Below are 13,626 nucleotides of genomic sequence, written 5' to 3' on the forward strand. Positions count from 1 at the left end.
GCCACTCGCTCTCTGCCTGCCTGCCGACTCCGGCTAGTTCGCGTTCGTCTCGATCACGCCGGTCCGCTCCGCCGTCGTCTTGCCGCGCAGGGCCTTGCCCATCGCCTGGGCCACGTCGGTCGGCTGCACCGGCGTCTTCTTGCCGTTGCCGCGCTGGATCAGGACGCCGTCGAAGGTGTTGCCGTAGAGCTGCTTGAGCGTTTCGAGGTCGTACGTCTCCACGAGCTTGCCGCCGTTCACGACCTTCACGCCGAGCACCTGCGGCAGCGACTTCGCCGGGCCGAGCGGGATCGACTTGCCGCCCGCCGAGATCGTCACGTTGGCGGACATGGCGGGCTTGGCGAACTGCTTCATGAACCGGTCGACCTCGGCGTTCGCGACGGTCGGCTTCCGGTTGGTGACGGGCACCGCGACGGTGCCCGCGCTGCCGGTCTCGACCTGCTTCTCGTACGCCTCGGCGACCGCCGCGGACGCCTTGTCGGCGTCGATGCCCTTGCCCGCCTTGCCGTACACGGGCACGGCCTTGCCGGGCTCGAACTTGACCGTGCCCTCCTTGGCCGATCCTGAGCCGCCCGCGGCGCGCTCCAGGGCGGCCGCCAGCTTCTCCTCGTCGACGGGCATGACGGGCTCGACGACGCGTTCGCCGCCGAAGAGGCCGCCGATCACCGACACCGGGTTGTAGTCGCTGCCCGCGGCCTCGCGCACGGTGGCCTGGCTGTCGAGGGTGAGGCCCGCCTGGTCCGGCTTCAGGGTGACCTGGTCGCCGCCCACCGTCAGCTTCAGCGGCTTGGTGACGCGCTCGCCGAGCGCCGCGTCGAGCTTCTTCACGGCCTCGTCGCGGGTGCCGCCGCCGACGTCGACGCCGAGGACGGTGGTGCCCTTCGGTACGTCGGCATGGTTCATCAAAAGCCCCGCGCCGTACGCCCCGCAGCCGATGACGACGACCACACCGGTGAGGAGGACCAGCTTGTTGCGGCCCTTCTTCTTTTTCTTGGGCGCGGACGCGGCCGGAACGTTCGGCTGGACCGGCTCGGGCAGCTTGGGCGGGGTGTGCGGGCCCGGCTCGGTCAGGTGCGCGCCGGGCGCGAACGGGGAGTTCTGGGCGGGCGGGACGACGGGGATGCCGCTGTTCAGCGTGTCGCCGGAGACATTGCCGCCGGGGGCGCCGGTACCGGGGGCGGGCGGGCGCTGGCCGCCGGGGCCCGCGGGGCCGCCGGGCATCTGCTTCTGCGGCGTGAGGATGGCGGTGTCGTCGCTCAGGCGGCCGGGGCCACCGGGGCCGACGGGGGCACCAGGGACGGCCGGGCCGTCACCGTAGGCACCGCCATCGCCGTAGGCACCGCCGTCACCGTAAGCGCCACTGCCGTCGCCGTACGCCCCACCACCGTCGCCAAAGGCGTCGGAAGCGGCGCGGTACCCGCCGTGCTCGGGCTGCGGGGTGGGCGGCAGCAGCGGACCGTCGCCGGTCACCGGCCCGCCGGTCGGCCCGGTGGGGCCGTAGTCGCCCTCACCGCCGGAGAAGTACGGCAGATCCCCACGCTGCGGCTCCCCGCCGAGCGCCCCGCCCGACCCCAGCGGCCCGGCGGCGACGGCACCGGACACGTCGTACGAACCAGTGCCGGAACCGGACGGACCAGAAGAGGAAGGCGAACCGGAGGAAGGGGACGGAGAAGAAGGAGAAGAAGGGGACGAAGCGGAAGGGACGGACGAATCCGTAGAAGTCGCCCCGCCCTTCGGGGAACTCTTGCGCGGCGCGAACCAGTCGCTCGCCTTCTCGTCGCCGTCCGCGCCACCGGCTGCGCCCTGCGGCGCCGCCCCGGAGGGGGAACCGGCGGCGGAGGCCGGGGACGACGAAGAGGGGCCCGAGGGCACGGAGGACGCCCCCGTGGCCGAAGGACCGGCGAGTCCCGTCGCACCCGCGCCGCTGAGGGCGCCCGCGCCCGAACCCGCGCTACCGGCGCCGTCCGCACGCGTGGGGTCCGCGCCTCTGTCGCCGTCGGCGTCGCCGACCGGCGTGCGCATGACGACCGGCGGGATCGGCCGCGAACCGGGGATGTTGATCCGGATGCGGGTGGTCAGCGTGGTCTCGGTCTTGGGTTCGTCGTTCCGCTCGTCGCCGGCACCCTGGCCGACGCCGTCCGGACCGCCCTCGGGCGCGGCGCCCTGTGCGGGCGAGCCGTACGGCGGCGTGCCCGACGGGTACGCGGCCCCCGTGCGTCCCTGGGGACCGGAGGACGAACTGTCAGTTTCACGACTCAAGGCAGGTTCTCCTGGTTGGCTCCGCCGCCCGTCTCGACCACTCGGGCGGCTCGGCGGCGCGCACCACCATACTGGCCGCCGCCCACGGTCATCCCGTGACCGGCGTCAAACCCGTGCGGGACACGGGTTCAAGTGGTACGTCACTTGCCAAGTCGGGCGTCGGACGGGCCCGGTTGCGGTGACTGCCCGAGGGTGGCACACATCACAGCCACGCCCATACCGCCCAACAGGAAGACGTACGAGCCGACGCCGGCGCCGAACACGAAGTCACCCTCCGGACGCGTGGCCGTGAGCAGCATGACCGCGACGAGCCAGCCCGCGGCGGGCGCGACGGCGCCGCCCCGGGTGCCGGTGGCGCGCGATCCGCCGTAGAAGGCGCCCGCGGCGCCGAGCAGCGCGAGCAGCAATCCGCCCGGGAACCAGCCCTGTTGGACGAGCGCGCCCGCGACCCCGACGACCACGCCGAGCACGAAGAGCCCGGCGTACGCGGCCAGGCGCGCGACCTTGAGCGGCTGCGCCAGAAAGCTGCCCGGGGCCGCGGCGGCGCCGGAGCCACCGGAACCGGACGCTCCGCGCGCGGGAGCCGCCGCCGCACCGCGACCGGTGGATGCGGACGTACCGCTTCCGCCCCCCTTGGAGGCACCCGCCGGGGCCTTGCCTGCCGAAGCCTTGCCCGTGGACGAAGAGGACGAAGCCCTCGACCGCGCGCTCACTTCCCGCCCTCCGTAGCCGCCGCGCCGGACCCTGCCACATCGAGCCCCGCGAACAAATCCGTCTCGCGCACCCCGCGCACCGCGCCCGCCTCGCCTCTCACCAGCTCGTAGTACTCCACGTCGAAGATCGGCTGCGCCAGGCCGTTGGACAGCGCGAACAACGGCTCGCCGACCTCGATCTGGGTCACGTGGGCGCGCATCGCGGCCGCCTTCGCCGCCCCGAAGTCCCGCCCGTCGATCTCGGCCGTGACGCGCTCGTCGTCGATGACACCCGGCACGTCGGCCACCGCGGCGGCGGCCGTGAACGGCGAGTCGCCGAGGGCGCCCGCAAGCCACCGGAAGCGTTCCTCGACGACGGAGCGGGGCACGCGGTTCCAGTAGACCTTGGCGACGGTGTGCGGGTCGCCCAGGTCGGCGCGGAAGGCGGGCTCGGCCGCGAGCTCCGCGGCGCGCATGGCGACGCGGTGGGCCTGGATGTGGTCGGGGTGGCCGTAGCCGCCGTCCGGGTCGTAGGTGACGAGCACCTGGGGGCGCAGCTCGCGGATCACCTCGACGAGGTGCGCGGCGGCCTCGTCGACGTCGGCGGACCAGAAGGCGCCGGGGCGGTGGTTCTGCTCGGTGCCCATCATCCCGGAGTCGCGATAGCGGCCGGTCCCGCCGAGGAAGCGGTGGTCGGCGACGCCGAGCTCCTTCATCGCGGCGGCGAGCTCACCGATGCGGTGCGCGCCGAGCGCGTCCTCGCGGTCGGCGGCCAGATGCGCGAGCGCGGGCGGGATGACCTCGCCCTCCTCGCCGAGTGTGCAGGTCACCACCGTGACTCGGGCGCCCCCGGCCGCGTACTTGGCCATGGTCGCGCCATTGTTGATCGACTCGTCGTCGGGGTGCGCGTGCACGAACAGCAGGCACCGGGCGGGTTCCGTCATGAGCACAGCCTACGAGCCCGCGACGCACCGCCGCGGGCTCGAGTCCCGTCCCCCTGTGACCTCGCCGGGTCTCCCCGGGCCGCCGGACGGCGGCCGCGTGCCCGGCGGGCGCCGTCAGAACTTTATGTCCTCGATGACCCCCGCGAGATTGGTCGACAGCTCATCGATGGTCGGAGCGACCGACGAACTCGCGAGATAGAAGCCGAGCAACGCGCACACGATCGCGTGGATCGTCTTGAGCCCCTGTTTCCGCACCAGCATGATCACGATGATCGCCAGCAGCAGCACCACCGATACCGAGAGTGCCACGGCGGTTCACCTCCCATTCCCGTGTCCCGACAAAGATCCCAACCCACTGTCCCGAACTGCCCCGAGCCGCCCCCTGCGTCTGGCCGACAGGACTCAACTCACCGTGCCAGCAAGGTCATACCCACCAAGCGCTACGGATCATAACTATGTGTCGAGCCACATGAGTCGGAGCACCGCAGCACGAGGGGCGCATCGGCCATAGGCTCGGGGAATGACCACCGAGACCCCCGAAACCGACGTGCCCCAGGAGGGTTCCGCGCAGCGGCTTTCCTTCCCGCGGCAGCACGCCCGAACGCAGCGCTTCTCCCTCGGCGCGCCCCGCGCCTTCACCGTGGCTCCCGACGGTTCCCGCGTCGTGTTCGTCCGCTCCGGCTCCGGCACCGACCGGTCCGGCCGGCTGTGGGTCCTGGACCTCGCGGACGGGGACGCGACCGAACGCGTGGCGGCCGATCCGCAGGCGCTCCTCGACGGCTCGGCGGAGCAGCTGTCGGCCGCCGAGCGGGCCCGGCGCGAGCGCAGCCGCGAGGGCGGCGCGGGCATCGTCGGGTACGCCACGGACGCGGCCGTGGAACTGGCCGCGTTCGCGCTGTCCGGCAAGCTGTTCGCCGCGGAGCTGCGGGCGGGCACGGCACGCGAACTGCCCGTGCCAGGACCGGTGATCGACCCGCGGCCCTCGCCCGACGGCCGTCACATCGCGTACGTCGCCCGGGGCGCCCTGCGCGTCACGGGCGCCGACGGCGGGGACGACCGCGCGCTCGCGGCACCGGACGCCGTGGAGGCGGACACGGTGACGTACGGACTGGCGGAGTTCATCGCGGCCGAGGAGATGCAGCGCTCCCGGGGCTTCTGGTGGTCACCCGAGTCCGACCGGCTCCTGGTCGCGCGGGTGGACGACGCGCCCGTGCAGCGCTGGTGGATCGCGGACCCCGCGCACCCGGACCGGGAGCCGACGGCGGTCGCCTACCCGGCCGCCGGTACGGCCAACGCGGACGTACGCCTCTTCGTGGTCGGTCTGGACGGGGTGCGCACGGAGGTCGCCTGGGACCGGGCCCGCTACCCCTATCTGGCGCGGGTGCACTGGTCGACGGACGGCGCACCGCTGGTCCTGGTGCAGGCCCGCGATCAGCGCAGCGCGCTGTATCTCGCGGTGGACCCGGACACCGGCGCGACGCGGATGGTGCACGCCGACGAGGACGACGACTGGCTTGAACTCTTCCCCGGATCGCCCTGCTGGTCGCCGAGCGGGCGCCTGGTGCGGATCGCGGACGAGGGCGGCGCGCGTGTCCTCGCCTGGGGCGAGCGGCCGCTGACGGGCTCGTCGCTCCATGTGCGCGCGGTGCTCGACGTGACCGAGGACTCCGCGCTGATCTCGGCGTCCGCGGGTCCGGGCGCCGCCGATCAGGAGCTCGGCGAGGTGCATGTCTACCGCGTCAACGAACTCGGCGTGGAGCGGGTCTCGCAGGAGCCCGGGGTGCACTCCGCCGTCCGGGCGGGCGACATCACCGTGCTGGTTTCGGCCACTCTCGACCGTCCCGGCTCACGCGTGTCCGTGCTGCGCGACGGCAAGCAGGTGGCGACCGTCGCCTCGCACGCCCAGCGCCCGGGGCTCACCCCGCGCGTGACGCTCACGGAAGGGGGCGCGCGGCAGATTCCGTGCGCCGTGCTGCTCCCCACGGGGTACGACCCGTCGGCGGGTCCGCTCCCCGTACTCATGGATCCGTACGGCGGTCCCCACGCGCAGCGGGTCCTCAAGGCGCAGAACGTCTACCTCACTTCCCAGTGGTTCGCCGACCAGGGCTTCGCCGTGGTGATCGCCGACGGGCGTGGCACGCCCGGCCGCTCCCCCGCCTGGGAGAAGGCCGTCAACGGCGATCTCACGCGCACCCTCGACGACCAGGTCGACGCGCTGCACGGCCTCGCGGAGCGCTTTCCCCTCGACCTGAGCCGTGTCGCCATGCGCGGCTGGTCCTTCGGCGGCTATCTCTCCGCCATGGCCGTCCTGCGCCGGCCCGACGTCTTCCACGCCGCCGTCGCCGGCGCGCCCGTCACCGATCTCCGCCTCTACGACACCCACTACCAGGAGCGCTACCTCGGCGACCCCGCCACCTCCCCCGAGGCCTACCGCAACAGCTCCCTCGTCTCCGACGACGGGCTCGTCGACCCCGGTGAGCCGCACCGGCCGATGCTGATCATCCACGGCCTCGCCGACGACAACGTGGTCGTGGCGCACGCGCTGCGACTCTCTTCCGCACTTCTCGCCGCAGGCCGCCCGCACGAGGTCCTGCCCCTCTCCGGGGTCACGCACATGACCCCCCAGGAGCAAGTCGCCGAGAACCTGCTCCTGCTCCAGGTCGACTTCCTCAAGCGCTCGCTGGGCCTGCCGTAGCCACGGCTCGCACGGCACGACCGGCCGGGGTGACATGGCGCACCCCGGCCGGTCCAACGGCACCCGCACGGCCGTACGCCACCAGGATGGCGCGCCCTCATATCGGCCCTGGGTCGCCGGGGTTGCCACCCTGTTTCCTCGCGGGGCGCCCCAGACCCGCCCCTTTCCCAAAACTGGGGCTCCGCCCCAGACCCCGCCGCGCCGGCAAGGTATAGCCCGTCCGGCGTTTGAGGACGAGGCGCGGAGCGCCGATAGCGGGGGTCCAGGGGGCGGCAGCCCCCTGGTTACGGGAAGGGGCGGGCCCGGGGCGCCCCGCGAAGGCCTACGGCACCACGTGTTTCTCCTCGGCGAAGTGACACGCGGAGTCATGCGCCGCAGGCCCACTCGTCAGGCGGAACTCCGCCGGCACGGCGAGTGCCGGGACCTCGAGGGCGCACCGCTCCTGCGCCTTCCAGCAGCGCGTCCGAAACCGACACCCCGAGGGCGGATTCGCGGGCGAGGGCACATCCCCGCTCAAAATGATCCGCTCACGGTGCGCACGGGCCGTGGGATCCGGCACCGGCACGGCGGACAGCAACGCCTGCGTGTACGGATGCGTCGGATGCTCGTAGATCTCCGCGTCCGACCCGGTCTCGACGATCCGCCCGAGGTACATCACCCCGACCCGGTCGGAGATGTGACGGACGATCGACAGGTCGTGGGCGATGAAGACGTACGAAAGCTCGAATTCGGTCTGGAGCTTGTCCAGCAGGTTCACGACCTGCGCCTGCACCGACACATCGAGCGCCGAAACCGGCTCGTCGGCCACGATGATCTCGGGCCGCAGCGCGAGCCCGCGCGCGATCCCGATGCGCTGGCGCTGACCGCCCGAGAACTGGTGGGGATAGCGGTTGATGTACTCGGGGTTGAGGCCGACGACGTCGAGGAGCTCCTGGACCTTCTGGCGGCGCGAACCCTTCGGGGCCACCTCGGGGTGGATCTCGTACGGCTCCCCGATGATGTCGCCGACGGTCATCCGGGGGTTGAGCGAGGTGTAGGGGTCCTGGAACACCATCTGGATGTTCCGGCGGACCGCCTTCAGCGCACGGCCGGACAGCCGCGTGATGTCCTCGCCCTTGTAACGGATCACCCCGGCGGTGGGCCGCTCCAGGTTGACGAGCATCTTCGCGACGGTGGACTTCCCGCACCCGGACTCCCCGACGATCCCGAGCGTCTCCCCGGTGCCGAGGTCGAAGTCCACGCCGTCGACGGCCTTCACCGCGCCGATCTGGCGCTTGATCAGAATCCCCTGCGTGAGCGGATAGTGCTTCACGAGCCCCCGCACCTCCAGGATGGGCTCAGCCACGGAGGGTCTCCTTCCAGAAGTGGCAGGCGCTGCGGCGCTCCGCCGTCAGTCCCTCGTACGTGACGGTGGCCAGCGGCGGGACGTCGGTGCGGCACACGTCCTGGGCCATCGGGCAGCGCGGGTTGAAGGCGCAGCCCGGCGGGATGTTCATCAGATTGGGCGGCAGTCCCTTGATGGCGAAGAGGTCCTGGCCCTTCTGGTCGAGGCGCGGGATCGATTCGAGCAGGCCCTTGGTGTACGGGTGGGCGGGGGCCTTGTAGATCTCGTGGACGGGGGCCTTCTCGACGATGCGGCCCGCGTACATGACGGCGATGGTGTCGGCGACGTCGGCGACGACACCCAGGTCGTGGGTGATGAGGATCAGGCCCATGTTGAGCTCGCGCTGGAGCTCGGCCAGCAGATCCATCACCTGGGCCTGCACCGTCACGTCGAGCGCCGTCGTCGGCTCGTCGGCGATGATCAGGGACGGTTCGAGGGCCATCGCCATGGCGATCATGATGCGCTGGCGCATGCCGCCGGAGAACTGGTGCGGGTACTGGGTGACCCGCTCCTTGGCGGCCGGGATGCGCACCCGGTCCATCAGCTCGACGGCCTTGGCGCGGGCGTCCTTGCGGGACATCCCGCGGTGCACGGTGAACATCTCGCCGAGCTGGTCGCCGACGCTGAGCACCGGGTTCAGGGAGCTCAGCGCGTCCTGGAAGATCATGGCCATCCCGGACCCGCGGATCTTGCGCCGCTCCTCCTCCTTGAGCTTCAGCAGGTCCTGGCCGTGGAAGAGGATCTCGCCGGAGGTGATGCGGCCGGGCGGGATGTCGAGGATGCCCATGATCGCCTGGGCGGTGACGGACTTGCCCGACCCGGACTCGCCGAGCACCGCGAGCGTCTCGCCCGACCGCACGCCGTACTCGACGCCGTTGACGGCCTTGGCGACGCCGTCGCGGGTCCTGAACTCCACGTGCAGGTCCCGCACTTCGAGCAGCGGAGGGGCTTCGGTCGCCGTGGGGGCCTCCGTTGCCACAGGGTCCTCGGTTGCCATGGGCGCTACCTCAGCTTCGGGTCGAGGGCGTCGCGCACCGCGTCGCCGAGCATGATGAACGCGAGCACGGTGATCGCCAGGGCGCCGGCGGGCCAGAGCAGCATGTGCGGGGCGTTGCGGATGTACTGGGACGCGGCGGAGATGTCGATGCCCCAGCTCACCGTCGGGGGCTTCAGGCCGACGCCGAGGTACGACAGGGTCGCCTCCAGAGCGATGTACGTACCGAGTGCGATCGTCGCGACGACGATGACGGGCGCGACGGCGTTGGGCGCGATGTGCCGCAGCAGCATCCGCGAGTTGGAGGCGCCGAGCGCGCGGGCGGCCTGCACGTAGTCGTTCTGCTTGGCGGTGATCACGGACCCGCGCGCGATGCGGGAGATCTGCGGCCAGCCGAGAAGCACCATGAAGCCGATCACCGGCCAGACGGTGTTGCTGGTGACGACCGACAGGAGCACCAGGCCACCGAGCACGACCGGGATCGCGAAGAAGATGTCGGTGATGCGGGACAGGATCGCGTCCCACACCCCGCCGAAGAACCCGGCGAGCCCGCCGAGCACGCTGCCGAGCAGCGCGACGCCGACGGTGGCGCACACGCCGACGGTGACGGAGGCGCGGGCGCCGTACACCGTCCTCGTGTAGACGTCGCAGCCCTGGCCGTCGAAGCCGAAGGGGTGGCCGGGCGAGGAGCTCTTCTGGGCGTTGGCGAGGTCGCAGTCCAGGGGGTCGCCGGAGGCGATCGCGGAGGGCCAGAGCGAGATGAAGAGCAGGAAGAGAATGATCAGGCCCGAGATGATGAAGACGGGGTTGCGCCGCAGGTCGCGCCAGGCGTCGGACCACAGGCTGCGGGCGGGGCCACCGGCTCCGGGACCACCGGCGCCACCCTGTTGTCCCGGCGTCAGCGTCGTCGCCTCGCTCGCGGCGAGATCCATCGCGCCGCCCGCGCCGGTCCCGGCGATGGCCCCCTCGGCGGGCTCATGGGGTTCAGGCATAGCGGATCCTCGGGTCGAGTACGGCGTACAACAGGTCGACGATCAGGTTCGCCACCAGGAAGACAAGGACGAGGACCGTCACGAACCCGACCACGGTCTGGGTGCTCTGCCGCAGAATCCCCTGGTAGAGCTGGAAGCCGACGCCGTGGATGTTGAAGATCCGCTCGGTGACGATGGCGCCGCCCATCAGCGCGCCGACGTCCGTGCCGATGAAGGTGACCACCGGGATGAGTGAATTCCGCAGCAGGTGCTTGGTGATGACGCGGCGTCGCGGCAGCCCCTTGGCGACGGCGGTGCGTACGTAGTCGGCGCGCCGGTTCTCGGCGATGGACGTACGCGTCAGACGCGTGACGTACGCCAGCGAGACGGAGGCGAGCACGAGCCCCGGCACGATCAGCTCGTCGACGGTCGCCTCCGAGGACACCGACGGTTTGATGACGCCCCACTCCACGCCGAGCAGCAGCTGGAGCAGCAGACCCGTCACGAACGTCGGTACGGAGATGACGATCAGGGTGAGGAGCAGCACCACCGTGTCGATGGGCTTGCCGCGCCTGAGGCCCGTGACGACCCCGAGCGTGATGCCGATGACGATCTCGAAGACGACGGCGACGAGGGTGAGCCGGATGGTCACCGGGAACGCCGTGGACATCAGCTCGGTGACCTTCTGCCCGTTGAAGGCGGTACCGAAGTCCCCCGTGAAAACATTGCCCATGTACGTCGCGTATTGCTGCCACACGGGCTTGTCGAGGCCGAACTCCTTCTTGAGCTGGGCGGCGGTCGCGGGGTCGCACTTGCGGTCGCCGCACAGGCCCGCGACGGGGTCGCCCATCACGTTCACCATCAGGAAGATCAGCAGCGTGGCGCCGAAGAAGACCGGGATCATCTGCAGCAGACGCCGGATCACATAACGACCCATGGGGCTCGCTCCGGGAGTAGAGGGAGCGGCCGCCCGGCGCGGGGGCCGAACGGCCGCTCCACCGACGTCAGTTGACCTTGATCGCCTCGTACACGGGCACGCTGAACTGGTTCAGCGCGACGTCGGAGACCCTGTCGGAATAGCCCGCGCTGCCGTTCTGGTACCAGAGCGGGATGGCGGGCATGTCCTTGGCGAGGATCTTCTCGGCGTCCTGGAACCTGGTGACGGCCTTGGCGGTGTCGGTCTCGCCGTTGGCCTCGTTGATGAGCTTGTCGAAGTCCTCGTTGGAGTACTTGCCGTCGTTGGAGGAGGCGTCGGTGTAGTAGTTCGGCTCCAGGAAGTTCTGGATCAGCGGGTAGTCCATCTGCCAGCCCGCGCGCCAGGCGCCGTCCAGCTTCTGCTGCGAGGCCTGGCTCCTGAAGTCGGCGAAGGTGCCGATCGGGTTGCCGACGCAGGCGTTGCTCTTGCCGAGCGCCTTGTTGATGGAGTTGCAGACGGCGTCCACCCACTCCTTGTGGGAGCCGGTGTCCGCGTTGTACGAGATCTTCAGGGTGCCGCCGGGGATGCCGCCCCCTTCCTCGACGAGCTTCTTCGCTTCCCCCGCGTCGTACTCGCACCAGTCGCCGCACACGCTGTCGCTGTAGCCGCCGTCCTCGCCGAGCACCGGCGAGGTCCAGTCCTTGGCGGGGGTTCGGGTCTTCTGGAAGATGGTCTCGGTGATCTGCTCCCGGTTGATGGCCCGGGAGAGCCCCTGGCGGACCTTCTCCGCGCCCGCCTTGTCCCACTTCTTGTCGTAGAAGGGGAAGGCGAGGGTCTGGATGATCCCGGCGGGAGTGTTGATGTACCGGTCCCCGAGGTCGCTCTTCACGTTCTTGAGCTGGGAAGCCGGGACATCGTCGACGAGATCGAGATTCCCCGCCATCAGATCCGTGTACGCCGTGTTGTTGTCGGTATAGACCTTGAGGTCGACTCCCCCGTTCTGGGCCTTGTCGTCCCCGCTGTAGCCGTCCCACTTCCTGAGCTCCATCTTGGAGCCCTTCTGGTACGACTTCACGGTGTACGGGCCGTTGCCGACCGGCTTGGACAGCCAGGCGGAGTGGTTGTCGAAGAACGCCTTGGGCAGCGGGGCGAAGGAGGGGTAGCCGAGGGTGTCGGGCCAGGTGGAGAACTTCTGCGTGAGCTTCACGGTGAAGGTCTTGGGGTCGACGACCTTCAACCCCGAAAGCGTCTCGGCGGACGCGTCCCCCTTCTCCGGGTGGACCTTGTCGTACCCCTCGATGTACCCGAAGAAGTACGCGTTCTTCTGGTTGTTCTTGAGGTGCGCCCCGTAGTTCCAGGCGTCCACGAACGACTTGGCGGTGACCGCCTCGCCATTGCTGAACTTCCACCCGTCCTTGATCTTCACGGTGAAGTTCTGCGAGTCCTTGGTGTCGATCGACTCGGCGACCATGTCCTGCGCCTCGCCGGTCTTCGGGTCGTACCGCTTGAGGCCGCGCACGAGCATGTCCAGGACCTTGCCGCCCTGCACCTCGTTCGTGTTCGCCGGCTCCAGCGGGTTCTGCGGATCTCCCCAGGAGGACCCCACGATCCCGGAGCCGTCGCCACCGCCGCCGTCGCTGCTCCCACCCCCACACCCCGTCGCCGCGAGCGCGACGGCCACCGCACAAGCGGCCCACTTGGCGTGCGTGGCTCCACGCATGGCTTGCCTCCTTGGAGCGATCTGTGACACGTACCGCCAAATATCGCGGCAGAGGGTACGAACCGCACATTTAGCCCGGCCGTATGAGGGGGAGGCCATCCGGATGTACGTATGCCGCGCGGCGTCGGCGTCGGGCTCCCCCCGATGCCCTGCGACTCCTGCACCGAAGCCGAGCTCGACCGCTTCGGCCCGACGTTCGCCACGGCCTTCAAGGTCTTCCTCTGGGGGCTGACGGTCCCCGCGGGGCTGCTGCTGGCGCGTGGGTCCTGCCGTGGCAGCAGCGCGACAAGGGCCGCCGGACCTTGCTCTCCGCCCTGGCGCCCGTCTCCGTCGTCGTCCTCTACCTGCTCTTCGCGGGACTGGTGGACTGGCCGGCGCGGTGACCTGTTACGTCTGTCGCGGGCGAGGGGTTGAGTCGGCCTCCTCGCCGAGCGGGCCTCGCTACGCTGAGTACATGGACTACGCCAAGATGCGGGCGATCGCCGAGGAGCTGGGGGCCTACGCCGAGCAGCTTGAGGGCTCCTGGAGCGTCGAGATCGGCCCCTCCGGCCCGATACTGGCCATGATGTGCCCGTCGAAGCGGCACGAGGGCACAGTGCGGCGCATCCGCAATCAGCTGAACGAGCAGCTCCCCGGCACCCACCCCGGCTACACCTGCGAGAACGGGCCGGAGATCGAGCACCCTTCAATCGGCCGCATGCGACGCCCAGACGCCGTGGTGATCCCCGAGTCGGCCCTCGACGAAGAAGGCCTCGCGGTCGACGCCACACAGGTCATCGCCGCCGTAGAAATCGTGTCCCCCTCGAATCCGGAGAACGACTACGGCGCGAAGCTGTCCGAGTACCCCGCCATGGGCATCGACCACTACATGATCGTCGACCCGCGGACGGGCACCATCGAGGTGCACACCGAGCCTTGCGGCAACCGCTACCAGCGGAAAGAGCCCTACATCTTCGGCGACCAAGTCGCGCTGGGCCCTTGGACCGTGGACACGTCCGCCTTCCGGCGTTACGCGAAGCCGGGGCAGGCCGCGGGCTGAGTGACGCTTGGC

At 70.6% G+C, this 13,626-nt stretch carries 11 protein-coding genes; 2 read left to right on the forward strand and 9 right to left on the reverse strand.

Going from position 1 to position 13,626, the window contains the following annotated elements:
- Positions 1 to 33: 33 nt before the first annotated feature.
- From IEY91_RS01655 to IEY91_RS01670, 4 genes are all read right to left on the reverse strand, one after another.
- Complete coding sequence (locus IEY91_RS01655; protein ID WP_189172521.1) at positions 34 to 2,259, reverse strand: hypothetical protein; 2,226 nt, start codon at positions 2,257 to 2,259, stop codon at positions 34 to 36.
- 140 nt (positions 2,260 to 2,399) lie between these two features.
- A complete protein-coding gene (locus tag IEY91_RS01660) occupies positions 2,400 to 2,780 on the reverse strand; it encodes a DUF6113 family protein (RefSeq protein ID WP_164328206.1) in 381 nt (126 codons plus the stop codon).
- Between the two features lie 188 nt (positions 2,781 to 2,968).
- Positions 2,969 to 3,895, reverse strand: a complete 927-nt coding sequence (gene mshB, locus IEY91_RS01665) for an N-acetyl-1-D-myo-inositol-2-amino-2-deoxy-alpha-D-glucopyranoside deacetylase (protein WP_189172522.1) — start codon at positions 3,893 to 3,895, stop codon at positions 2,969 to 2,971.
- A gap of 114 nt (positions 3,896 to 4,009) precedes the next feature.
- Complete coding sequence (locus IEY91_RS01670; protein ID WP_164321017.1) at positions 4,010 to 4,204, reverse strand: hypothetical protein; 195 nt, start codon at positions 4,202 to 4,204, stop codon at positions 4,010 to 4,012.
- Positions 4,205 to 4,415: 211 nt separating this feature from the next.
- On the opposite strand from IEY91_RS01670, the gene IEY91_RS01675 reads away from it, so the two are divergent.
- A complete protein-coding gene (locus IEY91_RS01675; RefSeq protein ID WP_189172523.1) occupies positions 4,416 to 6,590 on the forward strand; it encodes a S9 family peptidase in 2,175 nt (724 codons plus the stop codon).
- A gap of 322 nt (positions 6,591 to 6,912) precedes the next feature.
- On the opposite strand, the gene IEY91_RS01680 is transcribed toward IEY91_RS01675, so the two are convergent.
- The 5 genes from IEY91_RS01680 to IEY91_RS01700 form a co-directional block, all read right to left on the reverse strand.
- On the reverse strand, positions 6,913 to 7,935 hold the full coding sequence (locus IEY91_RS01680; protein ID WP_164321021.1) for an ABC transporter ATP-binding protein: 1,023 nt from the start codon (positions 7,933 to 7,935) through the stop codon (positions 6,913 to 6,915).
- Positions 7,928 to 8,971: an ABC transporter ATP-binding protein gene (locus tag IEY91_RS01685; RefSeq protein WP_189172524.1), complete on the reverse strand. Its 1,044-nt coding sequence runs from the start codon at positions 8,969 to 8,971 to the stop codon at positions 7,928 to 7,930. Before IEY91_RS01685 ends, IEY91_RS01680 begins: the two co-directional genes overlap by 8 nt.
- A 5-nt stretch (positions 8,972 to 8,976) precedes the next feature.
- Entirely contained in the window at positions 8,977 to 9,960 is a 984-nt protein-coding gene (locus IEY91_RS01690; RefSeq protein ID WP_164321024.1) for an ABC transporter permease, read from the reverse strand.
- On the reverse strand, positions 9,953 to 10,876 hold the full coding sequence (locus IEY91_RS01695; protein ID WP_164321025.1) for an ABC transporter permease: 924 nt from the start codon (positions 10,874 to 10,876) through the stop codon (positions 9,953 to 9,955). Before IEY91_RS01695 ends, IEY91_RS01690 begins: the two co-directional genes overlap by 8 nt.
- 67 nt (positions 10,877 to 10,943) lie before the next feature.
- The gene (locus IEY91_RS01700; protein WP_189172525.1) at positions 10,944 to 12,575 is read right to left on the reverse strand and encodes a peptide ABC transporter substrate-binding protein; all 1,632 of its coding nucleotides are present in this window, start codon (positions 12,573 to 12,575) and stop codon (positions 10,944 to 10,946) included.
- A 454-nt stretch (positions 12,576 to 13,029) separates the two neighbouring features.
- On the opposite strand from IEY91_RS01700, the gene IEY91_RS01705 reads away from it, so the two are divergent.
- Positions 13,030 to 13,614, forward strand: coding sequence for a Uma2 family endonuclease (locus tag IEY91_RS01705; protein ID WP_189172526.1), 585 nt, complete (start codon positions 13,030 to 13,032; stop codon positions 13,612 to 13,614).
- The last annotated feature ends 12 nt before the right edge of the window (positions 13,615 to 13,626 follow it).

Source organism: Streptomyces lasiicapitis (assembly GCF_014646335.1).
GTDB lineage: Bacteria > Actinomycetota > Actinomycetes > Streptomycetales > Streptomycetaceae > Streptomyces > Streptomyces lasiicapitis.